This window comes from Sphingomonas sp. JUb134, from assembly GCF_004341505.2.
In the GTDB taxonomy this organism is placed as follows: Bacteria; Pseudomonadota; Alphaproteobacteria; order Sphingomonadales; family Sphingomonadaceae; genus Sphingomonas.
In genome coordinates this window covers 199,927-223,166 of the sequence record NZ_SLYP02000002.1, presented here as the reverse complement: position 1 = coordinate 223,166, position 23,240 = coordinate 199,927, and the positions used below count along the sequence as shown (strand labels likewise).

At 64.8% G+C, this 23,240-nt stretch carries 19 protein-coding genes; 3 read left to right on the top strand and 16 right to left on the bottom strand.

From position 1 onward, the window contains the following. Window positions 1-23: 23 nt before the first annotated feature. The 7 genes from EDF69_RS17305 to EDF69_RS17275 form a co-directional block, all read right to left on the bottom strand. Window positions 24-1,301, bottom strand: coding sequence for a copper resistance protein B (locus EDF69_RS17305; RefSeq protein ID WP_047100381.1), 1,278 nt, complete (start codon window positions 1,299-1,301; stop codon window positions 24-26). Next, window positions 1,291-3,351 carry a copper resistance system multicopper oxidase gene (locus EDF69_RS17300; RefSeq protein WP_132884042.1) on the bottom strand — a complete coding sequence of 687 codons (2,061 nt, stop codon included), beginning with the start codon at window positions 3,349-3,351 and terminating at the stop codon, window positions 1,291-1,293. Before EDF69_RS17300 ends, EDF69_RS17305 begins: the two co-directional genes overlap by 11 nt. 87 nt (window positions 3,352-3,438) lie before the next feature. Beyond that, window positions 3,439-4,011, bottom strand: coding sequence for an RNA polymerase sigma factor (locus tag EDF69_RS17295; protein ID WP_088181961.1), 573 nt, complete (start codon window positions 4,009-4,011; stop codon window positions 3,439-3,441). Beyond that, a complete protein-coding gene (locus EDF69_RS17290; protein ID WP_037473048.1) occupies window positions 4,008-4,427 on the bottom strand; it encodes a periplasmic heavy metal sensor in 420 nt (139 codons plus the stop codon). The genes EDF69_RS17295 and EDF69_RS17290 overlap by 4 nt, the downstream gene beginning before the upstream one ends. 20 nt (window positions 4,428-4,447) lie before the next feature. Then, entirely contained in the window at window positions 4,448-4,732 is a 285-nt protein-coding gene (locus tag EDF69_RS17285; RefSeq protein ID WP_043150728.1) for a hypothetical protein, read from the bottom strand. A gap of 584 nt (window positions 4,733-5,316) precedes the next feature. Further along, complete coding sequence (locus EDF69_RS17280) at window positions 5,317-7,467, bottom strand: TonB-dependent receptor (RefSeq protein ID WP_339538884.1); 2,151 nt, start codon at window positions 7,465-7,467, stop codon at window positions 5,317-5,319. 210 nt (window positions 7,468-7,677) lie between these two features. Next, a complete protein-coding gene (locus EDF69_RS17275) occupies window positions 7,678-8,274 on the bottom strand; it encodes a recombinase family protein (protein WP_021245550.1) in 597 nt (198 codons plus the stop codon). 94 nt (window positions 8,275-8,368) lie between these two features. Here EDF69_RS17275 and EDF69_RS17270 point away from each other — a divergent pair, with 94 nt between their 5' ends. After that, entirely contained in the window at window positions 8,369-9,247 is an 879-nt protein-coding gene (locus EDF69_RS17270; RefSeq protein ID WP_081764078.1) for an APC family permease, read from the top strand. 23 nt (window positions 9,248-9,270) lie between these two features. On the opposite strand, the gene EDF69_RS17265 is transcribed toward EDF69_RS17270, so the two are convergent. The 8 genes from EDF69_RS17265 to EDF69_RS17230 form a co-directional block, all read right to left on the bottom strand. After that, window positions 9,271-9,708, bottom strand: a complete 438-nt coding sequence (locus EDF69_RS17265) for a DUF411 domain-containing protein (protein ID WP_043150644.1) — start codon at window positions 9,706-9,708, stop codon at window positions 9,271-9,273. Window positions 9,709-9,784: 76 nt separating this feature from the next. Next, the gene (locus tag EDF69_RS17260; RefSeq protein WP_132884043.1) at window positions 9,785-11,029 is read right to left on the bottom strand and encodes an MFS transporter; all 1,245 of its coding nucleotides are present in this window, start codon (window positions 11,027-11,029) and stop codon (window positions 9,785-9,787) included. Further along, complete coding sequence (locus EDF69_RS17255) at window positions 11,023-12,009, bottom strand: copper resistance protein B (protein ID WP_204991460.1); 987 nt, start codon at window positions 12,007-12,009, stop codon at window positions 11,023-11,025. Before EDF69_RS17255 ends, EDF69_RS17260 begins: the two co-directional genes overlap by 7 nt. Next, window positions 12,006-13,712 (bottom strand): copper resistance system multicopper oxidase, encoded by a 1,707-nt coding sequence (locus EDF69_RS17250; protein ID WP_043150648.1) that lies wholly within the window; start codon window positions 13,710-13,712, stop codon window positions 12,006-12,008. The genes EDF69_RS17255 and EDF69_RS17250 overlap by 4 nt, the downstream gene beginning before the upstream one ends. Before the next feature lie 420 nt (window positions 13,713-14,132). Further along, window positions 14,133-14,762: a superoxide dismutase gene (locus tag EDF69_RS17245; RefSeq protein WP_132884044.1), complete on the bottom strand. Its 630-nt coding sequence runs from the start codon at window positions 14,760-14,762 to the stop codon at window positions 14,133-14,135. Between the two features lie 43 nt (window positions 14,763-14,805). Then, the gene (locus tag EDF69_RS17240) at window positions 14,806-16,329 is read right to left on the bottom strand and encodes an efflux transporter outer membrane subunit (RefSeq protein WP_081764079.1); all 1,524 of its coding nucleotides are present in this window, start codon (window positions 16,327-16,329) and stop codon (window positions 14,806-14,808) included. Beyond that, on the bottom strand, window positions 16,322-19,408 hold the full coding sequence (locus EDF69_RS17235) for an efflux RND transporter permease subunit (RefSeq protein ID WP_132884045.1): 3,087 nt from the start codon (window positions 19,406-19,408) through the stop codon (window positions 16,322-16,324). Before EDF69_RS17235 ends, EDF69_RS17240 begins: the two co-directional genes overlap by 8 nt. 1 nt (window position 19,409) lies before the next feature. After that, window positions 19,410-20,543, bottom strand: coding sequence for an efflux RND transporter periplasmic adaptor subunit (locus tag EDF69_RS17230; protein WP_132884046.1), 1,134 nt, complete (start codon window positions 20,541-20,543; stop codon window positions 19,410-19,412). Window positions 20,544-20,710: 167 nt separating this feature from the next. Between EDF69_RS17230 and EDF69_RS17225 the strand changes: the two genes are divergently transcribed. Continuing rightward, on the top strand, window positions 20,711-21,403 hold the full coding sequence (locus EDF69_RS17225) for a helix-turn-helix transcriptional regulator (RefSeq protein WP_239556193.1): 693 nt from the start codon (window positions 20,711-20,713) through the stop codon (window positions 21,401-21,403). 84 nt (window positions 21,404-21,487) lie between these two features. Beyond that, window positions 21,488-21,955: a redox-sensitive transcriptional activator SoxR gene (gene soxR, locus EDF69_RS17220; RefSeq protein WP_043150653.1), complete on the top strand. Its 468-nt coding sequence runs from the start codon at window positions 21,488-21,490 to the stop codon at window positions 21,953-21,955. Between the two features lie 256 nt (window positions 21,956-22,211). Here soxR and adhP read toward each other — a convergent pair whose 3' ends face one another. Further along, entirely contained in the window at window positions 22,212-23,240 is a 1,029-nt protein-coding gene (gene adhP, locus EDF69_RS17215; RefSeq protein WP_132884047.1) for an alcohol dehydrogenase AdhP, read from the bottom strand.

The window sequence follows — 23,240 nt, the reverse complement described above, 5'->3', positions numbered from 1 at the left end:
AACGCAACAAAGCCCAATCGGCCTCAAAACCATGTGCGAATGCCCAGAACAAGGCTGGTCGATGACGCATCCTCGCCGTCCTCGCGTGCAAAACGAGCAGAGCGGCCCACTCTGCGCTCGTATGAAACACCGATATAAGGGGCAAACTCGCGCTTCACCTCGTAGCGCAGCCGCAAGCCAAGCTCGAGGTCCGACAAGCCCGAGCCGATCCGGTCTTCCGGAACGTCTTGCGCCGCAAATTCCGCTTCGAGACGAGGCTGGAGGATCAGGCGCTGGGTGATACGCTGATCGTAATACCCTTCAACGCGGCCGAGCACGTCACCCTTGCTAGACAAGAACAGTGCGCCCTCCACATCGAAAAAGCCTGGGGCCAGGCTCTCGAACCCAACCGTAGCGTAGACACGGGAGGGGTTGGGCTTGAAGTCGTAACGAATCCCGGCCTGGAAGTCGGTGAAGGGTCCGATCGCCCGTGCATAGAGCGCCTGCAGCTCCGCCCTTTCCAGGCTTCTCCCAAAGTTCCCTTCGCCTTCGGTTTTAAGAACCAGGCGATTGATGTCGCCACCGTACCAGGCACCGCCATCCCATCGATAGGCGTCGCGACCGTCGCGGACCTGGTATTCGGCCAGGTTAAATATGACCTGCGAGAAATTCTGGCCGCCGTGCATCGACTGCAGATGCTGCTGCGAATGCGCCATGGCGGGGGCAGAGTAGACTTGGTCTGCGGCCCGATCCATCGGGATGGGCGGCGGCGGAGCGTTGCCGGCCGGCAGGTTGGTCCCGACCATTGTCGTGCCGGTCGCCGAAGGAGGCATGCTTCCCATGTCGTGACCTGCCATGCCTTGCATAGCGCCCGAACCATGGTCCATGCCCTGCATGGCACCTGGCTGGCCGGGGGCGGCACCGCCGGAGGTATCTGGCATCGCCGACATGTCGTGCCCGGCACCAGGATTGGGGTTGGCTCCAGGCGTAGTCATGCCCGGCATGGCCGTCATGTCATGACCGGCGTGAGGATCGGCAACGACCGCTCCAGGGGCCGGCGGCTTGGCGGACCGACTTGCGGCGGGCTTGGCCCCCGATCCCGCCTTCGCGCGCGGTGTCGACTTGGCGGCGGGCTTCACGGACTTCTTGCGCGCGGCGGGCTTGGTCGCTGCTGGCTTCTTAGCGGCAGGCTTTTTCACCGCTGGCGTCTTTGGCGGCGGCATCTTCATGCCGGGCATATTGGAATGGTCCATCTGCGCGGCCGCCGGGGTTGCCAGGCCGAGCGCTGCGCCGCTCGCGATCAGGAGGAGCTTAAGCTGCATCGCGATTCTCCTCGCCCATCGGGCGAACGGTCACGACACGCATCATCCCTGCGGTCATGTGATAGAGATTGTGGCAGTGGAACGCCCAGTCGCCGACCGCATCGGTCGTCACGTCGAACGTCATCTTGCCGCCAGGCGCTACATTCACCGTGTGCTTGCGAGGCGCCAAGTCGCCATGCCCGGTCACCAGTTCAAAGAAGTGCCCGTGCAAGTGGATTGGGTGCGGCATCATCGTGTCATTGATCAGGGTGACGCGCGCGCGTTCGTCCTTGCGGAACGGGATGGGGTCGGCGGGGTCGCTGAGCTTCTGGCCGTCAAAGCCCCACATATAGCGCTCCATATTGCCCGTCAGGTGGATCTCCAACTGGCGCGCCGGGGCACGAGCGTCCGGGTTGCGATCCAGCGCGACAAGGTCGCGATAGGTGAGCACGCGATGATCGACGTCCTCCAGCCCCTGCGGCGGCTCGGCCGTGCGGTCCTTCGGCATCGGCGAGATGGTCTGCACCCCCGGCCCCATCTTGACGCCGGGCGCGTTCTTCGGGTTGCGCATGTTCATGTCCATGCCCCCGGAGCCGTGATCCATTCCGGCCATCCCACCGGCCTGCCCTGCACCGCCTTGCATGGCGCCGTGGTCCATCCCCGCCATGCCGCCGCTGCCCGTCTGGCTTGGGGTTATGCCCGACGCGCTGGCACCCATTTGGCTGTGGTCCATTCCCGCCATCGCGCCGGAGTTCATTTGGCCATGATCCATGCCGGCCATGCCGGCCATCCCGGACGCAACCGCGACCGCCCCGTGGTCAGTCGGTCCCTTCCAGCCGGTTAGCTTCCACAGGTTACGCGATGCGTTCTGCTGGACCGTGGGGTCGAGGCCGCGCTTCGCCACCGGGTTCTCGTCGGACATCCCCGACATTCCCTCCATCCCCTTCATGCCTCCCATATCCATGCCCATGTCGGTCATGGTCAGGAGCGTGCGCGGGCGAAGCGGCGGGACTGGGGCGATCATGCCCTCGCGCGGTGCCAGGGTGGCGCGCCCCATGCCGGAACGGTCGATCGCTTCGGACACGAAGCTGTAGGCGCGGTCGCCGGGCGTCACGATCACGTCGAACGTCTCCGCGACCCCGATCTGGAACTCGTCCACTTCGACGGGCCGGACGTTCTGGCCGTCGGCCTGCACCACTGTCATTGGCAGGTCAGGGATGCGGACGTTGAAGTTGGTCTGCGCCGCGGCGTTGACGATGCGTAGCCGGACGCGCTCCCCCGGCCGGAAGAGACCCGTCCAATTGTCGTAAGGCCCAAAGCCATTGACCAGGAAGGTGTAGGTCGAACCCGTGACGTCCGCGATGTCCGCCGGGTCCATCCGCATCTGCCCCCACTTCAGGCGATCCTTGAGGGGCATTTCCCGTCCGGCGAGCAGTCCACTCAGCGTCGGGCGCTGATAGTTGAAATAGGCACCGCCCATCTGCTTGAGCTTGCGGAAGATCTCCTCACCGGTCATCTGGCTGTGATCGGAGAGCACGATCACATGCTCGCGGTCGAATGCGATCGGGTCGGGTCCCGCGGGATCGATGACGATGGGGCCGTAGAGCCCGCCCTGCTCCTGCTCGCCCGAGTGGCTGTGGTACCAGTAGGTGCCTGACTGCACGACTGGAAATTCGTACACGAAAGTCGAACGTGCCTTGATGCCGGGGAAACTGATGCCCGGCACGCCGTCCATTTGGAACGGCAGAATGAGGCCGTGCCAGTGGATCGAGCTATCCTCGTCAAGATTGTTGGTCACCGCGAGCCGGACCTTCTGGCCCTCCTTGAGGCGGACGAGTGGCGCCGGGACCGTGCCGTTCACCCCGATCGCGGGCGTTGTAATTCCGTCCATGACCAGCTTCATCCGGTCGATCGTCAGGGCGATTTCCGTACCCGATACGATCGGCAGCGGCTTGGCGATGCCGCGCGACACGGGTTGCGCCCAAGCTGGCAGGTAGGCCGACATGGCCAGCGTGCCGCCGAGCATGGCGGTTCCGCGCATCACGTCGCGCCGGTTCAGATTGCGGCTCATGCCGTTCTTTCGCTCCATTCAATGCTTGCGGCCGGCGGGAGGGGCCGCCGTCGTTACCCTTCATTACGCGCGAACCGGCCCATCCCCTCATGCGAAGTCGAAAATTTTCGACAACTTCGCGCGCGCGCGCCGGAGCCGCATCTCTACGGCCTTGCCGCTGATCCCCAGCGCGGCTGCGGTCTCCGCTTCGGACAAGCCTTCCACGGTCCGCAGCAAGAGCGTCTCCTTGAGCGTTGCCGGCAGCTCGGACACCGCGCGCGAAAGCCGGGCAAGTTCTGCGCGATCGAAGGTGACGGTGTCGGCACCTGGCGCCTCGTCTCGCTCACCCTCGATCGTCTCAGGCGGCAGCGAAGAGGCGAACGATAGTATCTGGCGTATGCGTCGCCGCCGAAGCCAATCGCGGCTCTTGTTGATTGCCACGCGGGCCAGCCACGCAGCGAGCGGCCGATCTCCGTCATACTTTCGCAAGTTCTGAAAGGCGGCCGCGAAGCATTCCTGAGTGAGGTCAAGCGCCTCTTCGGCATCGCCGATATGTGCACGGATCAGGCGGTAAACCGGCCCCTTGTGCCGGCGCATGATCTCGGCGAAGGCGGCCTGACGTCCAGCGAGCGTCAAGGCGGCGAGTTCGCCGTCCGTGCAGGCCGAAAGTTCAAGACTCACCGCGCGTCTGCGGTCAGCGCCTTAACCACCGCGCGGTCGAACGTCCTCGCCTGGTCGGGCCGCAGGATCTGCCGCATCGCGAACATATGGTTCAACGTCTCCTTTTGGAGCTCGCCCATCGCGCCGTGCGAACGATCGACGGCCGCCGCGACCTGCGGCCCGTTACCATGTTCGGCCTCGATGGCGTCGGCAAGCCGGGCGTTGTCGGCCCTGAGTTCAAGCTCCAAGGCACGCCTTCGAACGGCGAAGCGTGACTCCAGCGTCTCGAGCTTGGTCCGTTGAGCTTCGTCCAGCTCGAGCCCGTCGTGGAGCAAGCTATGAAGTTCCACGCCCGGGCTCGGTGGGGAAGGGAACAACTCGCGCCCAGCCCACACGCCTGCGATCGCTGCCAAGAACACGACGGCCGCGATCAGCATCGTTCTCCGGGCGCTGCTCGTCACTGGAACGCCAGCAAGGTCGAAGGCGCTAGCGGCGTGGCGGGCCCGAAAGGTGTCAGCGCCGGCACCTGCGCAGTCGCCGCTGCGGACGACAAGCCGCCGCCCACCACTCCCAAGGCGACTGCGCCTACCGCTGCCAGCATGCCAGTCCGCAGTGTCACTCCGCCGCCGGCGCGCCGCTCCGCCGCGATCAACCGCATGACATCGCCTTCCAGTTCAGCGAGCCGGGGGTGAAGCGGCTGCTCGGCAAGGCGGCGCAAGGCGCTGTCCAAATCCATATCCATGTTCATTCCTCCGCCGTGCTCACATCCTTTACGCACGGCCGGCGAACACCCCTCGAATCCGACGTGAACGAATGTCACTAAGCGGGAACGCCCCCGGGCGCGGCGGCGCACTTTTCCATTGCGTCCAATCGTTCACAGCTCGCACGCAGGCCGGCGATCCACGCGTCCCGCTGTTTCAATTTCCCTGATTAACCTCTGTTGACATTCCGAGCGCAGCTACGGCGGCAACCATGGTGCTCGTTAGGTCAAGCGAGGCGGCGACTATTATGTGCGTAGCGGCTGCCGGCAAGGGCATGGCCGTACATATGCCGACGTTTATCGGGGCCACATAGCGCGATTGGCGACAAGCCGCCGATATTGCTCGTGAGCCGGGCAGCGGCACATGGCCATGCCGCTGCCCGCAGGAGCTGGACGATGGCCAGCGGAATCGTCAAAGAATGGTAGCGGCTCGGTAGATGGACCGACACTATCGACTTCTGGAGGAAATGAATGGGGCGGTTCAGTGTGCCCCCCCAACGAGGAGGCGGTTTAGCGCATGCTGAACGACTGTGGTGAAGCATCCAGCAGCAACGGGAACTCCTTGTCTAAAAGCTCATTCTAACCGTCGCTCGCGCCGTCGTCGGCGCACCGGGCATGATGTTGTTGTCGTTGTAGGCGGACGAAAAATAGCTGCTATTAAGGAGGTTTTCGACGTTGATTTGCGCCTCAATCTGGGGGGTGAGCTTGAAGAATGCGGCCGCATCGACGCGAGTAAATGCGGGCAGGATGGCCGCATTGCTGACCGAGGTGAAACTTTTCGATTGGTGGTAGATACCCGCCCCGGCCCCGAGGCGAGGGGTGAAATCGTAGCGGGTCCAGAGCGAGGCCTGCTGCTTGGGTACAAGCGGGACATCGCGGCCGGCAGGAGCCGCACTCGTTGTCTTGCGGATTTCCGCGTCCTGCAAGGCATAGCCCGCACTAACCTGCCATTGGGGTGTGATCGCGCCGCTGAGGCCGATCTCTAGCCCTTTGCTGCGCTGCGCGCCCGTAAGTACCGTTCGCGTGGCGTCGTTGAGATCGGTCGCGCGGGTGTTGGTGCGGTCGAGTTGGTAGACGGCAGCCGTCAAGTTGAGCGTTGGAAAGATATCCCATTTGAGGCCGAGTTCGTAATTGTCGAACTTCTCCGGCTCCAGCGCGGCGCTTGTAATGTCGAGCGATGAAAACTGATCGCCCGATTGCGGTAGGAAGGACCGGCTGTAGCTGGCGTAAATCGATACAGGTTGCACCGGCTTCAACACCACGCCCAGACGAGGAGACCAGAGCGTGTCCGTCCGGCTATAGCTCCGCCCGGCGACGAGATCGTCGATGCTAAGCTTGAAGCGGTCGCGGCGAACGCCGCCGATGACATCGACATGTTCGCCGATCGAGATTTGGTCCTGCACATAGAAGGCAGTGGCGTCGGTATTTGCCCGGATCGACCGGTAGCCGGTATTGGCAGTGGTGCGCAGCGTGACCGGCGGCACCGTGATCCGGTCGGCTAATCCCACAAAGACGCGCCGGCCCCCGTTCACGATATCGCCGCTTTCGAAAAAGCCATTGATCCGCTGGTTGCGCGTGCGCTGATCGCCGAACTCGAAGCCGGCGAGCAGCACATGGCGAACGGGTCCGGTCGTAACCGTCCAGACGAGATCGTTCTGGTTGAGCAGGTTTTTGCGCGTCGTGGGATCGCTATAGGCTTCAAGGCCGACGCTCTGGACGCCCCCGCGCAGGGTGACCGGGGTTACCGCGAAGGCATTTCGATAGAGCTTGTCATAGTCGCCATACAGGACCCGACTTGTCAGAATCAGGTTGTCGCCGAACCGATGCTCGATGCGCCCGCTCAGAACCTTGGCCTCGAAATCGCTGACGTTGAACCCCGGCACACCGAAGAAGGTGTCGCGGAAGCCGGTGAGGGGGCGGGAGGGGCTCGTCAGAGAGCCTTGCGTAGCTGAGGGGACGCCCCGATCGATCGTGCGCTTGTCATTATTGTATTCGAAGCCCAGGTCTATCCGGGTGGTGGCGCCAAGTGAGAGCGCGACGGTGGGATTGATCGCAAACCGGCGTCCGTCGTAGAAGTCGCGGTTGCTGCTGAACTCCTCGTAAACGGCGTTCAGCCGAGCGGAGGCGGACCCACTGATCGGCTGATTGATGTCGGTATCGACATACCATGCGCCATATGTGTCCGCCGAGCCGCTGCTGCTGATGAAGGCGTTGGCACCCGGGCGCTTGGTGACGCGGTTGACGATCCCGCCCCCACCGCCGCGCCCGAAGATCATCGCGTTGGGGCCTTTCAGAACCTCGATCCGCTCTGCGTTGTAGAGGCCGCGGTAATATTGCACGTCGTCACGCAGGCCATCGACGAAGAAATCCGCGGTGCTGTTGTTACCGCGCAGGATGATCTGATCGCGGTGGCCTTCGCCTTGAGAGATCACCGCGCCGGGTACATAGCGAAGCACGTCGGCGATCGAGCGCATCGCCTGATCGTCAATCTGCGCTTCCGTGATAACGGAGACTGATTGGGGGACGTCGTTGAGCTCCGTCGGCGTGCGGGTGGCGGTGCTGGTCGTATCAGCCTGGTAGCCGTCCCGAACGCCGGTCACGATGATCGTCTGCGAGGGACTTCCCTGCGCCAAGGCAAGCTGATCCTGAGCCTGAGCCGCTGCTGGGACGGCAATCACCCCAAAGCTGAACATAGCTGCAAAACCAGATTTTTTCACCACACCGCCCCTTTGCGAACTATTCTCAACTGAGTAGAGAAGTTGGTAATGCATCGCAATAGACAATCCGGGAGGCATTGCGTCGATTTCGAGTAATCTCCCGCGAACGGTCGTTCGCGCGACAGCCCCGCCGATCGCGGCCGGAGCTGTCGGTTTTCAAAGTCGATGTCAGCTATATGTCAGAGACGATGACAGCCACGACGTTACGGCTCATTCTGCGGCGTTGAGTGCGGGCGTGGTGGGTGCCTCGGTTTTGAGTGCAGCGAGTTCGCGGTAGAGAGTGGATCGGCCAAGCCCAAGCTGCTTCGCCGCCTGCGCCGGACGCACGCCGGCCTCGATCAGCTTGAGCGCCGACGCCAGCTTGTCGGCGTCGAGCGTAGGGCGTCCAGGCACTTTTCCCCGCGCGCGCGCCGCGGCGATGCCGTCGCGGGTGCGCTCGACGATCAGCCGGCGCTCGAAATGCGCGATGGCACCGAACACATGGAACACCAGCTCGCCTGCAGCCGAGGATGTATCGAGCCGTTCCTCCAGCGAACGGAATGCGAGCCCGCGCGCCTTGAACATGTCGACGGTTTCCAGCAGCTCCTTGAGCGATCGGCCGAGGCGATCGAGCCGGACGACGCAGATGATATCGCCGGGTCGGCAGAAGCCAATCAGCTCGTTTAGGCCGGGCCGATCGAAGCTCTTGCCCGAGATCACATCGTCGAACACGCGGATCGCGCCCGCTTCGTCGCGCAACCGGCGACGCTGCACCTCCAGGTCCTGGTCGCTGGTGGAGACGCGGGCATAGCCCAGCACGTCCGGCATCGTGGTGTAACCCCTGTCCCTAATCCGCTCCCGACGAAGACGGTGTCAGGCGAGCTGAACGGTAGCTTCGGGACGGTCAACTCTTCTGAATGCCATGGGCGTGCGCGCCGGTATGACGGTCCTGTACCTGATCAGCATCCTGAAACTCGCCCCATTGCTGCTACTGATCGTCATCGGCTTCCCCGCCATCGAGTGGGCACGTGTCGTCGACAGCGGTCTGATCGCGCCCACGCAGCTTGGCCAGTCGATGCTCGTCCTGATGTACGCCTTTATCGGCTTTGAGTTCAGCCTCATCGCCGCGGGTGAAACACGGAATGCAAAGGCAACCGTTCCCCGCGCCTTGATCGGTACGGTGATCGCCATCGCCCTTTGCTATGCTCTGATCCAGCTCGTAGCCGTCTCGGTAGGCCCCGACCTCGGGAACAGCGCCTCACCACTCGTCGAGCTGGCGAGGCGATTGACAGGAGCGACCGGGGCAATAGCCCTTTCGCTGGGCGCTATATTCTCGATTGGCGGAGGCAGTCTGACGTCTTTGCTCACCGCGCCACGCCTCACCTTCGCACTGGCCCGCGATGGAACGCTCCCCATGTGGTTCGGTATTGTGAACGAGAGAACCCGCACGCCGGCGAACTCGATCCTGTTCTGCGGAGCGCTCAGTCTGGCGCTTGCCGTCGGGCAGCAGTTCGTGTGGCTCGTGCTCTTGAGCACCTCGGTCCGCTTGATGACCTACGCCTTGTGCATTGCAGCCTTGCCGAAGATCGAGAAGAGCTTGCCGAAAGATCCAGGGCAATTCGCGCTGCCCGGGGGGCTTGTCATTCCTGCATGTGGCCTCCTTCTCACGATCTGGCTTTTGAGCCATTCAAGCATGGAATCCTTTGCCATCATGGGCATTGTCGTCGCCCTTGGCAGCATCATCTATTGGGCCTGCATCAGCCGGTCAGGCGATGCCTTCCCTATAGACAGGCAATCCTGACCAGACCTGTGACGCGAGCGATATCAGTGCCGGGCGAAAGTACGCTGACCGGCGCTGCCGAACGACACTACTGTATAGGGTTGGTGGGCAGCGCCTGCCACTTCCATGCCCTCCGAACCGATCGGCATCCCTGCAACCGCAATGCCTTTGACACCCGCAGGACGGGTCGCCAGCAAGCGCTTGACGTCGGATATCGGGACATGGCCCTCGATCATATAGCCATCGACGATCGCGCTGTGGCAGGACGCCAGCGTCCGGGGCATGCCGGCCCTGCGCTGAAGCTCGTTGCGCGACGCATCGTCACGCATGACGACCTTGCGTCCCAGCTTCTCGCGCACGGCCTGCGCCCACTTCTCGCAGCATCCACATCCCGGATCCCGGTGGACTACGACATCACTGGCCGCAAGCGCTACGCCGGGCATGGCGAGGAACAGCAAGGCGGCGGATAGGCGGGTCTTCATGAAATGACTCCCGGAAGAACGATGAGCATGGGACAGTGGCCCCTCCTTTACTATACGCATCAATGCGCCCCTCCCCTCATCGCGCAGATGATTTTCCGATGGCGGGCGGCCTCCAGGCTAGCGGCAGGGACACAAGCAGCGCTAGCGATAGACCACCAATCCCCCACAAGACTAAGTGCTGTGCCCCCGGAGCGACCACAGCGATCGCCAGCGGCGCGAGCGCCTGCCCGATGCTGGCGGCGGAATGCTGGAGACCGAGCTTCAGACCCGAAGGGGCTGCCGCACCGCTGATCCAGAAGCTGGTGACCAATCGAAGGGTTGCCGAGCTCCAGCCGGCAGCAACGATGATCCCACTGAGCTCGGCCATGCTCGCGGCGACAGGGAACAGGAAGAGCGCCACGGCCAGCAGGCCGAGCGTCAGCCCCGCAAGCCGCCTCGGCATGGTCACCAGCCAATCGAGCCTCGCATGGAAGATCTGTGCCGCCAGCATGCCCAATCCGCAAAGACTGAGCATCCAGGCGATCTCTTCGCGGCTCAGCGAAACGGCGCTCCGCGTCACCAGGAGATTGACATGCATCGCCGCCAGCCCGCCGCCCGCGACGATCGTGACGAAAAGCAGGATCAACGTCGCGCCGAGCGTCGGCGCGGGCAGGTCTCCGCCATCGTTGCAGGGTGCACACCAGCGCGGCAGACGCACGGCGCAAAGCGCCGCCCCGACGGCACCGATGCCGAGAGCGAGGATCATGAGGGGAGCGCGGGGCAGGATCGCGGCCGAGACCTCCGCCACCAGCGGACCGGCGAGATCGCCCAGAAACACGAAGGCGGTCAGCCAGGTGAAGCGCCGCGCCTGGCCCGCGCGCCCCCTTGCGGCAAAGCTCGCGCAGAGCAATCCCAGCGGTATGATGGCGGCGGCCGCCATCCCCGCCACCAGGCGCAATGCATAAAGCTCAGGCAGCCCGATGAGGCCGATCGGCGCGGTCACCAGCGCGAGGATGACCAGCGCTGCGCGCAACATCGCCCGATAGTCGACCCGGTCCGCGATCCAGCCCCAGAGCGGCGCCGCCAGCAAGGCAGCGAGGGGGTGGACCGCGGTCAGGCTCGCGACATGAAAATCATGAGCGCTTGACGATAGCGCGCCACGAGCCGGGTCGACCAGTGTCGGAAGGAAGGCGAGAATGGCCGTCTGTCCCGCCGACGCCGCAGCCGCCGCGAGCAGCAAGACGAAAAAAGAGGCCGGCCAGCGACCGTTGGCTTGCGATCCAGCCTTGTCACGCGGCGCGTTCGCGGTCGATCCCTCAAGTCGCCATCCGCGGATCACCACCAGGCGCGCAAGCCGATCACCACCCTGTGTTCGGAAGGCCCTTCCCCGCGCAGGCGACGGAAATCGGCCGTGCCGTCAAATGCGCGCTCCCAGACAAAGCCGATATAGGGCGCGAACTTGCGCGACACTTCGTAGCGCAACCGCCCGCTCAGCTCGACATTGCTGAAACCGCTGCCGAGCTGCCGATCGCTCGACCGCTTCGAATAGATATTGGCCTCTACCTGCGGCGTGAGGATCAACCGATTGGTGAACAGGACCTCATAGGACGCCTTGGCGCGCGCCGCGAGACGCCCATCGGTTCCTACATAGCCGGTGAGCTGGACGTCGAACCAATAAGGCGCCAGTCCCTCGACGCCGGCGGCCAGCCAGGTGGTCGCACCCTTGCCGAGATCCTGCCTGACCCCGAGCAGCGTGCCCCAGAACGGGTTCTTGCTGTGCCACCACAGCGCCTCGACGCTGCTCTCCGGATCGAGACGTTGGTCGCGGGAGTTCTTGAGCCCCTGGCTGCGCAGCCAGAGCTTGTCATTGTCCTGACCCTTGGTCACGAGCACGGTCCAGCCCACGCCCTGACCCTCGTTGCCGCTGGTGAATTCGAGCTCATCCACAAGTATCTTGGGGATCGACAGCTTGTCGGCCATCTCATAGCCCGGCAGCGTCGAGTTGCGATAGCCGTCGGCATAATCGTCCGAGTTGCGCGCGTCCGGCGGGGCCTTGCCACCCTGCATCGAGCCCATGTCCATCGTGGCGCCGTTACCGGACGCCGTCGTGTCGGTCATATCCATGCCCGGCATGTCCATGCCCGCATGGTCCTGAGAGCCTTGCGCGGAAGGAGTCTGCGGAGCGGGAGTGGCCGTTTGGGCAGGGGTGGTGGCGGGCGACGGGGGCGAGGCATCCTGCGCGAGAGCGGGAGCCGTGATCGCCGGCGCCAGGAAGAGGGCAGCGCCAAGAGCGATGCCGCGCGAGGGGAAAATCCGGATCATGCGACCACCACCTCCCGGAACATGCCGGCCGCCATGTGATAGAGCAGATGACAGTGAAAGGCCCATCGACCCAAGGCGTCGGCGGTGACGCGGAAGCTCACCCGTTGGGCGGGCTGGACCACGACCGTATGCTTGCGGACCTGGAAGGCGCCGTCCGGGCCTTCGACATCGCTCCACATGCCGTGCAGATGCATCGGATGCGCCATCATCGTGTCGTTGACGAAGGTGACGCGCAGCCGCTCGTTCGGCCTGAAATGGAGCGGCCTGGAATCGTTGAGCTTGATGCCGTCGAGCGACCAGATGAACCGTTCCATATTGCCCGTGAGATGCAGCTCGATGTCGCGCTCGGGCTCGCGCGGGTCGGGATCGCCGCCCGGCGTGCGCAGGTCGGCCAGCGTCAGCACGCGCCAGTCGCGCCCGCGCAGGCCTGCGCCCGGATCGTCGAGATTGGTGCGCGGATAGTCGACGCGCATGTCGGTATTGGAGCCATATTCGGTGCGGGCGTGCCGTGCCCTGGCCGGCATCTCGGTCATGCCGTGCCCGGCATGCGCGTCGCCTCCCATTGCGCCCATCGTCGCCATCGCGCCCATCATGTCGACCGGCTCGAGCCAGGTCCGGGCATCGAGCGGCGGCACGGCTGCCGCCATGCCCGGGGCCGGTGCGATCGTGCCACGCGCATAGCCGCTCCGATCGATCGCCTGCGCGAAGATGGTGCGGGCGCCGCCCTCGGGCATGGTGAACTCGACGTCGTAGGTCTCGCCCGGGCCGATCCGGAATTCCTCGACCGTGACCGGCTCGACCGGCTGCCCGTCGGTCGATACGACCGTCAGCTCGACCCCGGGGATCCGCACGTCGAAGAACGTCGCCGTCCCCGCGCCGACGAAGCGCAGGCGCACGCGCTCGCCGGGCGCGGCGATACCGGTCCAGTTGCCGGCGGGCGGCGCGCCGTTCATCAGATAGGTGTAGGTCGCGGCAGAGACATCGCTGTAGTCGGTCGGGTTCATCCGCGAGCTGTTCCACATCCGCCGGCGCTCGAGCGCCTTGCCCAAGCCCATGGCGCCGACATCCTTGAGGAAATCGCCGGCGGTCGGCTGCGCAAAATTATAGTAGCTGCTCTGCTTCTTGAGATTGAGGAAGATCTGCAGCGGCGGCTCGTCCGACCAGTCGCTGAGCACGATGCAATAGTCGCGATCGGGCGCCCGCGCCGTCGGCGCCTGTTTCGGCTCGACGATGATCGCTCCATAGAGTCCCGTCTGCTCGGCGAGCGTGTGAGCGTGATACCAGTAGGTTCCGCTCTGGCGGACCTCGAAGCGATAGGTGAAGGTCTCACCCGGCGCGATGCCGGCAAAGCTGATGCCGGGCACGCCGTCCATCTCCGCCGGCACGATGATGCCGTGCCAATGGATGCTCGACATCTCCTTGAGGCCGTTGCGCACGCGCAGCGTGACCGTGTCGCCTTCGCGCAGGCGCAGGACCGGCGCGGGCACGCTGCCGTTCACGGCGGTCGCGATACGGCGCTTGCCGGTGAAGTTGACCGGCAGCTCGGCGATCTCGAGGTCGAACTCGGTCCCGCTCAGCTCAGCGGGCGAGACTGGGGCGGATCGCGCGAGAAGCGCCGGGGCGAAACCGGCGACCGCGCCGCCGATCGCCAGCCCCTGGACGAATTGGCGCCGCGCAATCGGGCGGGCGTTCAGGTCGAACATGGATCGTGCATCTTTCTGGAACAGGGTTTGCCTGCGGCGCCAGGCGCGCCGGCTTGTGCCATCTCGCCGACCGTCAGGGTGCGCTGGCGAGGGGGCGTGATCTTCACCCGCGAACTGGGGCAAGACCGTAGCGGCACCGGCTTCACGGCGCGCGATCAGAACCTTGTTCCAGTGAGGATTGTCGTGTTTGCATGGGCGATCTCCAAGAGCCTGCGCCGCGGTCACCGGCTTGCGAACCGGGTGGCGCTGGCCCCTCCATGCGATGTCATCACGTCGAGCAGTATACGTATGTTACGAAGCGGGCGCTTGGCTGACGCCCCGCCGCGCAGTTGGCGGTCGGCTCTGCGGCCTCGCCGTCCTGATTCTCCTTTCGAACCCCACGCCCATCGCGCGACCAGCTCGATGAGCGTGGATGCCTGGTCAACCGCCTGGTATTTGGTCGGCTCGAGTCAGTCCCAGGCCGTCGAGGTTCAGGGCGACAAAATCCCAGTCGATCGCATTGCGCAGAATCTTGTCGGCATAGTCGGGTCGCGCGTTGCGATAGTCGACATAATAAGCGTGCTCCCAGACATCGAAGATGAAGAGGGGCGCCGCACCATGCGCGACAGGGGTGTCGGCATCGTGATAGGAGGTTACCTCGAGCTTGCCGTCCTTGAGGTTGAGCGCGGCCCATCCGCTGCCGAAATGACCGACGGCCTCAGCCTTGAGCGTGTCGATCAGCCCGTCCACCGATCCGAAGGCCTGGGTGATGAGATCGAGCAGCGGGCCGGTCGGCTGCTTCTTTTGCGGGCTGAGACCGCGCCAGTAGAAACTGTGGTTCCAGATCTGGCCGACCTGATTGAACAGCCCCCTGGGGCCATTGGTAGCAGCAAGCTCGATCAATTCCACGAGCGACTTGCCCTGCAGCGCGGGATCGGCCGCGACCAGTTCGTTCGCCTTGACGACATAGGCGTTGTGATGCTTGCCGTGATGATAGTCGAACGTCTCAGGTGAGATCAGGTCACCAAATGCATCCTTAGGATATGGCAGGGGCGGGAGGGTGAAGCTCATTCCTGGTCTCCTTGGTGTCTTCAGATGGCGCTCGAAAAGCGGGTCAGTGCCGTAGCGCCTTCGTGGCATCCCTGAACGGAAGGGAGTCCTGCTCTGTCGCGGCAGATGCGTCCCCAGACCCGGCCGGCTCTTGCACAGGGCCCTGTGCGCTTTGGATGCCCTGCCATCCCCCGCCCAGCGCCTTGAAGAGATCGACCCGGGCCGAGGAAAGCCGCTGGATGGAGCCGGCATAGCTGCTGCGGGCGTTGAGCATCTCGCTTTGCGCCACCAGCACGTCGAGATAGGCGACAGAGCCAGCGCGATAGCGCAGGTCGGCAAATTCATACGCCTTCTCCGCCCGGGCCTGCGCTTCGCCCAGCGCATCGAGCCTGCGCTGTTCGGTGGTGACCACCGTCAGCGCCTGCTCGACCTCCTTGAGCGCAGTGATAAGCCGCCCATCAAAGGCCGCGAGCGAGGCCTCGCCCTGCGCCTGCGCCTGCCGGATACGCGTGCGGGCGACCGCGATATTGGGGAAGCTCCAGGAGATGAGCGGTCCCAGCGAGAAGGAGAAGCTGTTGGCACCGCGCACCTGGTCGTTGCGAAAGAAATTGCCCGAGCCGCCCAGGCTGATGCGCGGATAAAGATCGGCGGTCGCCACACCGATGCGCGCCGTATCGGCCGCAAGCTGACGCTCGGCTTGCCGCAGGTCAGGTCGGCGGCGCAGCAGGGCGGCGCCATCGCCGACGGGGATCGACGCCTTCGGTTCGGGTGGGGTCGTACAGCGCCGGGCAGATTCCGGCACCTGATCGGGCGTGGTGCCAAGCAGCGCCGCCAGTTCGAAGAGCGCCACCTGCTGCTGGCCTTCGAGCGCCGGGATCGCCGCACGCGCCGTCGCGGTCGCGGCGCCCGCGCGTTCGACGTCGAGCTTGCCGACCGAGCCCGCCTTCTCCTGTTCCGAGACAAGCCGGAAGCTGTCGCCACTCGCCTTGTAGGACTGGCGCGCGACATCGAGCGCATAGGCGGCCGCGCAGGCGTTGAGATAGGCACGCGTCGTCTCGGCCGCGACCGTCACCCGCACCGTGTCGCGCGCCGCCTCGATCGCGCCGGCATCGGCGCGGGCGGCCTGGATGGCGCGGGACACGCGGCCGAACAGGTCGGCTTCCCACGATAGCGACATGCCCGCGAACTGCGACCATTGCGCATCGCCAAGGTTGCCTGGAAAGCCGCTTTGCCCGGCTCCCTGGATGCCGTCGCCATAGGGAGCGCCGCCGTTGAGGGTGGTGGAGGGCAGCCGCCCCGCCCGCGCCTCGCTCAGCACCGCGCGCGCCTTGGCGAGATTGGCGGACGCGACACGCAGGTCGGTGTTGGCAACAAACGCTTGTGTGACCAATGCGTCGAGTGCCGGATCCTCATAGAGCTTCCACCAGTCGTCGGGCAGCGCGGCGGCCGCATCGATCCGGGGCGCGGTGGTGACGAAGGCTCCCGCAGCGGCCGAAGGCGGCGCGGGCGGCCGGTAATCCGGTCCCACCGCGCAGGCAGAGAGCGCCAGCCCGGCCAGCGGCGCGAGGACATGAGGGAATTTACGCATGGGCCAGCCCTCCTTCGAGCGGCGGGACGGTGGGTTTGCCGTCCGGCTTCGGCTTGGGCCGATGGTCGGCGGCGAGCAGGGTATAGATCGTCGGCAAGACGAAGAGCGTGAAGAGCGTGCCGATCAGCATGCCCATCACCACCACGATGCCGATGGCAAAGCGGCTGTTGGCGCCCGCACCCGATGCGAACAGCAGCGGCACGAGCCCTGCGACCATCGCCGCGGTGGTCATGAGCACCGGCCGCATACGCACCGCGGCAGAATGCCGGATCGCCTCGATCTTGTTCCAGCCTTGCGCATGCTGCATCTCGTTGGCGAAGGACACCATCAGGATGCCGTGCTTGGAAATCAGCCCGATCAGCGTGACGAGGCCGATCTGGGTATAGATGTTGAGCGTGGTAAAGCCGAGATAGAGCGGCACCAGCGCCCCGCAGACCGCGAGCGGCACGGTGACGAGGATCACCAGCGGATCGCGGAAGCTCTCGAACTGGGCGGCCAGCACCAGGAAGATCACGATCAGCGCGAAGCCGAAGGAGATGGTGAGCTGGTTGCCTTCATGGACATATTGCCGGCTGTTGGAGAGCCAGTCGACCGTGGTGCCCGGCGGCAGGGGCTGACTTTTCAGGAAATCGACCGCCTGGCCCATGGTGACGCCGGGCAGCAGCACCGCCGAAAGCGTCGCCGAGTTCATCTGGTTGAACTGCGGCAGGCGGTTGGGCTGCGGGCGCACCTCGACATGGGCGACCGTCGAGAGCGGCACGAGCTTGCCCGAGGCGGTGCGCACATAGAATTGTCCGAGATTGTCGGGGCTGATGCGCTTGCCCTGCGGCACCTGCGCGATCACGTCGTAGGAGCGATCGTGCCAGTTGAACCGGTTGACGTAATTCTCGCCGACCATCACCGCCAGCGTATCGGCAATCTCCGACATGGTGACGCCGATCTCGCCGGCCTTGGCCCGATCCACGCTGATATGCGCCTCGGGGCTGTCGAAGGCGAGATCGCTGTCGACGAAAGCGAAGAGGCCGCTGCCCCAGGCCGCACCCTTGATGCCTTCCAGTGTCTTGTAGATCGCCGGGAAGTCGTCGGCCGAGCGGATCACCATCTGAACCGGCAGGCCGCCGCTGCCCGCGGGGAGCGGGCTGTCCTGGAAGACGGCGGTATAGACGCCCGTCACGCCCGCGGTGCGTCCGGCCAGCTCGCCCTGGATCGCGTCGCCATTGCGCTCACGATCGGCCCATTTCTTGAGGACGATGCCGCCAAAGCTGCCATTGGCATTCTGATCGCCGCCGATGGCGAAGAAGCTGCCGGCATATTCCGGAAAACCGTGAAAGATCCGCTCGATCTCGGCGGTGAAGCGCGCCGTATAGCCGATATTGGCATATTGCGGCGCCTTGGCCTGGACGAAGACATAGCCCATGTCCTCCTGGGGCGCCAATTCGCTCTTGGCGCCCGAGAACAGCACGACGATGCTGCCCATGATGACGACGCCGACGATCAGTACCGCGGCTCGAGCCGCCAGCGTCCTGTCGAGCAGGCGGACATAGCCCGAGGTCACCTTGTGCATGGTGCGCTCGACCGCCTGCGCCAGGCGCCCCTCGCCTATCTTCGAATGGAGCAGCATGCCGCTCATCATCGGCGAAAGCGTCAGTGCAATGACCCCCGAAACGATCACCGAACCGGCAAGCGTGAAGGCGAACTCGCGGAACAGCGCGCCGGTGAGCCCGCCCATGAGCCCGATGGGCGCATAGACGGCCGCCAGCGTGATGGTCATGGCGATGACGGGACCGATGATCTCGCGTGCGCCCAGGAGCGCGGCATCGAGCGGTGTCTGCCCATCCTCGATATGGCGGTGGATATTCTCGACGACGACGATGGCGTCATCGACCACGAGGCCGATCGCCAGCACCATCGCGAGCAGGGTCAGAAGATTGAACGAGAAGCCGAAGGCCAGCATCAGCGCGGCCGTGCCGAGCAGCGACAGCGGGATGGTGACGACGGGGATGATCACGGCGCGAAAAGTGCCCAGGAACAGGAAAATCACGATGATGACGATCACGATCGCCTCGACCAGTGTATGTTCCACCTCCTCGATCGCCGCCTCGACGAACTGGGCGCGGTCGAACTGATTGTTGACCTTGAGGTCGGCGGGCGCGACGCGCTGGATCTCGGGAAGAAGCGCATTGACCGCTTTGACGATCTCGAGCGGGTTGCCGTCTGGCGTCGGCGAGATCGCGATCGAGACGGCGGGGCCGCCGGCGACAAGGAAGCCGCTGTCATAATTCTGGCCGCCCAGTTCGACGGTCGCGACATCCCGGATGCGCACGACGCTGTCGGCACCTGTCTTGATGACCATCTGACGGAACGACTCGATATCGCGCAAATCGGTGCCCGCGGTGATGTTGATCGCCGTATCGCCGCCCTTGAGCTGGCCGGGCGCCGCCTGAACGTTATTGGCCCGCAGGGCGTTGGCGATGTCGCTGGCGGTAAGGCCACGCGCGGCGAGCTTCACCGGGTCCACCCAGACGCGCATGGCAAGCGGGGCGCCGCCGTTGATCTGGGCGGAGGCGACGCCGGGCACCGAAGTGATGAGGGGCTGCGCCACGCGCGACGCGAAATCCGCCATCTGCGAGGCGGTCATCTTCTTGCTGGCGAAGCCTACATATTGGATCGCCGATGCGCCATCGGTGATCTTGGCGATGACCGGATCGGTGACACCGGCAGGCAGTCGATATTTGACCTCCTGCACCTTGGCGAGAATCTCGGTCATCGATCGGTCGGCGTTGGCATTGAGCACCAGCTTGGCGTTGATCTGGCTCTTGCCCTGCAGGGACGTCGAGGTCAGATATTCGATGCCGTTGGCGGTGGCGATCGCCTGGGCGATCGGCGTGGTGACAAAGCCCTGCATGACGTCCTGCGACGCGCCAGGCAGCGACGTGTTGATGGTGATCGTCGCGCTTTCCATGCCCGGATACTGGCGGATCGGCAGCGCGAACATGGCGCTCAATCCCACGAGGAGGATGAGCAGGCTGACCACGATCGCGAGGATCGGGCGCCGGATGAAGATATCGGTAAAGGCCATATCAGCGCGCTCCGGTGCCCAGAAGTTTGTTCACCTTGACCTCGGCGCCGGGCTGGACCCGGAGCTGGCCTTCGGAGACGATGACGTCGCCGGCTTTGAGGCCCTTCTCGACCACGACCTCGTTGCCGAGCCGGCAGCCGGTCTGGATCGGCACGATCTCGGCCTTGCCGCCCTTTCGTGCATCGGCCCCGCGAATGACGATCACGCTGTCGCCCTGCGCCGAGGTCTGGATCGCGGTGGCCGGGACCACGATCGCGCCGGTCTGCGGCGGCAGCGCCAGCGAGGCGGTCACATACATGCCGGGACGCAGCGCGCCGCCGGGATTGGGAAGCAGCGCCTGAACACTCACATTGCGCGTATCCTCGCCGATCTTGGGTTCGATGGCGTTCACGCGGGCGGTGAAGCTGCGCCCCGGATAGGCGTCACTGGTAACCGACACCATGGAGCCGGGCCTCAGGCGGGCCAGTTCCTGCTGCGGCAAGGCGAACTCGACATAGAGCTGGTCGAGGGCCGTCAGCGTCGCGACCGCATCTCCCGGATTGAGATATTGGCCGAGATTGACACGGCGGATGCCGATCTCGCCCGAGAAGGGCGCCTTCACCTGCTTCTGCACGATGCGTGCATCGATCTGGCGCACCGCCGCCTGGGCCTGGTCGCGCTCCGCGCGACGCTGTTGCAGCAGCTCGCGCGGCTCGGCCCCGGTCGGGGCAAGCTGCTCGGAGCGGGCAAGCTGGACGCCAGCGAACGCTGCACGCGCGCGGGCAGCGTCGCGATCCGCCCGTTCGGGACCGTCGAAAAGCTGAACAAGCAGCGATCCGGCCCGAACCTGCGATCCGGCGCTGAAGTTGATGGCCGTGACGCGGCCTGCGACTTCGGACGAGAGCGTCACCTCGCGCACGGCGGTCAATGTGCCGACCGCGTCGAGCGACACCGGTACGTCGCGCGGCGCGACCAATGTGGCGGCGACCGGCACCGCCTGCTGCTGCCAACCCTGCCCCTGGTCTGAGCGCAAGCTGCGCCAGAGGAAAAGCCCACCCAAAAGGAGGACGAGGACGATTACCGTAACGATTATCGTGCGCGTCTGCCCATGCCGGACGGGCTCCTGGTCGGGGATGTCGTGAAGCGAATCGCTCATGCCGCCGCTCCCTGGCTGCAAGGGCATGAGGCGAGCGCGATCGAGACCTCTGATCCCGAAGGGGGCGCATATGCGGGAGGCAGGGCTTTCATCGCAGCGTCTTTCTGTCTGGCTTCGATCCCGCGCCGGTCTTGTCGCAGAGGGCGGGAGTCGCTATTAAACAAGTCATGGCTTTGAAAACTGAATCGCCGAATATGTCAAGTTATGACTTGGAAAACTATTCGTCGCGCACGAAGACGCCTGCCGATCGGATCCTGATGGCGCTCAAGATGCACGGTGCGCTCTCGTCGGCGGCGCTCGGCAAGCAGCTCGGCATTACCGGCGAGGCGGCGCGTCAGCAGCTGCTGCGCCTCGCCGAACAGGATCTCGTCGTGTCATCCAGCGAGGCAAAGGGCGTGGGTCGCCCACTTCTCCTCTGGGACCTGACGTCAGCGGCGCAGTCGCGCTTTCCTGATACGCATGCGAGCCTCACCGCCCAGCTTCTCGGCATCATTCGAACGCATATGGGCGAAGGCGCGCTCGAGACGATTATCGACGTGCGCGAGGCTGAGACCCGCACGCGCTACCAGAGCGAACTTGCAGGCAAGCAGGACCTTGCCGACAGGGTGGCCGCCCTCGCCGCGCTCCGCACCGAAGAAGGCTATATGGCCGAGTGGCGCGAGGAACCCGATGGATCTTTCGTCCTCATTGAAAATCATTGCCCGATCTGCGCCGCCGCCGCGGCCTGCGTCGGTTTCTGCCGCGCCGAGCTCGAGGTTTTTCGCTCGGCTCTTGGGCCCGGCGTTTCCATTGCAAGGGCTGAGCATATCATCAGCGGCGGGCGTCGATGCACCTACATCATCAGGGCCAATCCACAATGACGCACGCTCTTCGCACCCATCGGGTTCGCCGGAAGCGATCGCCGAGGCCATGCACGCGCGCAAGTTCAGCCAAACAGCCGCGCCATGGCCAGGCAGTCTGAGCCGGAACGACTGCCGGCAGAGCAGCTGACGGTGGGCGATATCGCGCGGCGGAGCGGCGTCGCGGTTTCGACCCTTCATTTCTATGAGGCAAAAGGCCTGATCGAAAGCACGCGCACGAGTGGAAACCAGCGGCGATACGAACGCACGGTCTTGCGACGGATTGCGATTATCCGCCTGGGCCAGCGGGCCGGGCTATCGCTCGCCTTCATCAAGCAGCATCTGGGCAAGCTGCCACACGGACCGGTCGATCAAAGCGCCTGGCGAGACCTTCGTGAAGCGTGGCGCTCCGACCTCGATCAGCGCATTGTCAGCCTGGTTCAACTGCGTGATCAGCTTGACCATTGCATCGGCTGTGGATGCCTTTCGCTGGCCGAGTGCCAGATGCGCAATCCGCAAGATATTTTAGCTGGCGAAGGCTGCGGGCCGTGCCTCCTCGACGCGGACAGATAACAAGCGGTCCCACGCATCACGAGCGATGGAGCCCGCCCATCCATCGGCCCAGCCTTCATTCGACGGCCGGGCAAGACCCCGGTCGTGCCGTCGCCGGGCCGGATGAAGGCAAACACCCCTCGTCCCTACCCATAGGCAATCTGACCCTATGCGCGGCAGCGCCAGGAGCCGGTAAGATCCGCGGCTGTGCGGTTCCCACAGCCGCGAGGGTGCGCCAGGCTGGTTCAGCCTTGCATGAAGAGGCGCCCCCTGGATCTTACCGCTCCATATCGATGACGATCCTGCCCTCGATATGGCCATGGTGCATGCGCGAGAAGACGTCGTTGATGTTCTCGAGCCTGTCCGCATGGACCGTGGCCTTGACCTTGCCCTCGCCGGCGAACGCCAGTGCCTCGAGCAGATCGAGCCGCGTGCCGACGATCGAGCCGCGCACGGTAATGCCGTTCAGCACGGTGTCGAAGATCGACAGCGGGAAGTCGCCCGGCGGCAGGCCGTTGAGCGCGACCGTGCCGCCGCGCCGGACCATGCCGAGCGCCTGCTGGAACGCCTTGGGCGAAACGGCGGTGACGAGCGCCCCGTGCGCGCCGCCAATGGCTTTCTTGAGCGCTGCCGAAGGGTCCTCGTTGCGCGCGTTGACCGTCAGTGTGGCGCCAAGGCGTGTGGCGAGGTCGAGCTTGCTGTCGTCGATGTCGACCGCGGCCACATTGAGACCCATGGCTCGGGCATATTGCACCGCCATGTGGCCGAGCCCGCCAATGCCGGAGACGACCACCCACTCGCCGGGCCGGGCCTCGGTGGCCTTCAGTCCCTTGTAGACGGTGACGCCCGCGCAGAGGATCGGCGCAATGTCGAGGAAGTCGACATTGTCGGGAAGGTGACCAACATAGTTGGGATCAGCCAGGACATATTCGGCAAAGCTGCCATTGACCGAATAGCCGGTGTTCTGCTGTTCGTGGCAAAGCGTCTCCCAGCCACCCAGGCAATGCACGCAGTGCCCGCAGGCGGTGTAGAGCCAGGGCACGCCGACCCGGTCGCCTTCCTTCACATGGGTGACGCCCGCACCGACGGCGGCGACATGCCCGACGCCTTCATGGCCGGGAATGAAGGGCGGGTTGGGCTTGACCGGCCAGTCTCCTTCTGCCGCGTGCAGGTCGGTATGGCACACGCCGGTTGCCGCAATCTTGACCAGGATCTGCCCGGGGCCGACCGTCGGGATCGGCGCCTCCTCGATGACCAGGGGCTTGCCGAATTCGCGGACGACCGCCGCCTTCATGGTTTTCGCCAT

Excerpts from the sequence above, each read along its gene's own strand:
- EDF69_RS17305 (WP_047100381.1), bottom strand. The coding sequence starts at position 1,301 with ATGCAGCTTAAGCTCCTCCTGATCGCGAGCGGCGCAGCGCTCGGCCTG.
- EDF69_RS17300 (WP_132884042.1), bottom strand. The coding sequence starts at position 3,351 with ATGAGCCGCAATCTGAACCGGCGCGACGTGATGCGCGGAACCGCCATG.
- EDF69_RS17290 (WP_037473048.1), bottom strand. The coding sequence starts at position 4,427 with ATGCTGATCGCGGCCGTCGTGTTCTTGGCAGCGATCGCAGGCGTGTGG.
- EDF69_RS17285 (WP_043150728.1), bottom strand. The coding sequence starts at position 4,732 with ATGGATATGGATTTGGACAGCGCCTTGCGCCGCCTTGCCGAGCAGCCG.
- EDF69_RS17275 (WP_021245550.1), bottom strand. The coding sequence starts at position 8,274 with ATGCCGGACGTGCTGGGCTATGCCCGCGTCTCCACCAGCGACCAGGAC.
- EDF69_RS17270 (WP_081764078.1), top strand. The coding sequence starts at position 8,369 with ATGGGCGTGCGCGCCGGTATGACGGTCCTGTACCTGATCAGCATCCTG.
- EDF69_RS17265 (WP_043150644.1), bottom strand. The coding sequence starts at position 9,708 with ATGAAGACCCGCCTATCCGCCGCCTTGCTGTTCCTCGCCATGCCCGGC.
- EDF69_RS17255 (WP_204991460.1), bottom strand. The coding sequence starts at position 12,009 with ATGATCCGGATTTTCCCCTCGCGCGGCATCGCTCTTGGCGCTGCCCTC.
- EDF69_RS17250 (WP_043150648.1), bottom strand. The coding sequence starts at position 13,712 with ATGTTCGACCTGAACGCCCGCCCGATTGCGCGGCGCCAATTCGTCCAG.
- EDF69_RS17245 (WP_132884044.1), bottom strand. The coding sequence starts at position 14,762 with ATGAGCTTCACCCTCCCGCCCCTGCCATATCCTAAGGATGCATTTGGT.
- EDF69_RS17240 (WP_081764079.1), bottom strand. The coding sequence starts at position 16,329 with ATGCGTAAATTCCCTCATGTCCTCGCGCCGCTGGCCGGGCTGGCGCTC.
- EDF69_RS17235 (WP_132884045.1), bottom strand. The coding sequence starts at position 19,408 with ATGGCCTTTACCGATATCTTCATCCGGCGCCCGATCCTCGCGATCGTG.
- EDF69_RS17230 (WP_132884046.1), bottom strand. The coding sequence starts at position 20,543 with ATGAGCGATTCGCTTCACGACATCCCCGACCAGGAGCCCGTCCGGCAT.
- EDF69_RS17225 (WP_239556193.1), top strand. The coding sequence starts at position 20,711 with ATGGCTTTGAAAACTGAATCGCCGAATATGTCAAGTTATGACTTGGAA.
- soxR (WP_043150653.1), top strand. The coding sequence starts at position 21,488 with ATGGCCAGGCAGTCTGAGCCGGAACGACTGCCGGCAGAGCAGCTGACG.
- adhP (WP_132884047.1), bottom strand. The coding sequence starts at position 23,240 with ATGGCGAAAACCATGAAGGCGGCGGTCGTCCGCGAATTCGGCAAGCCC.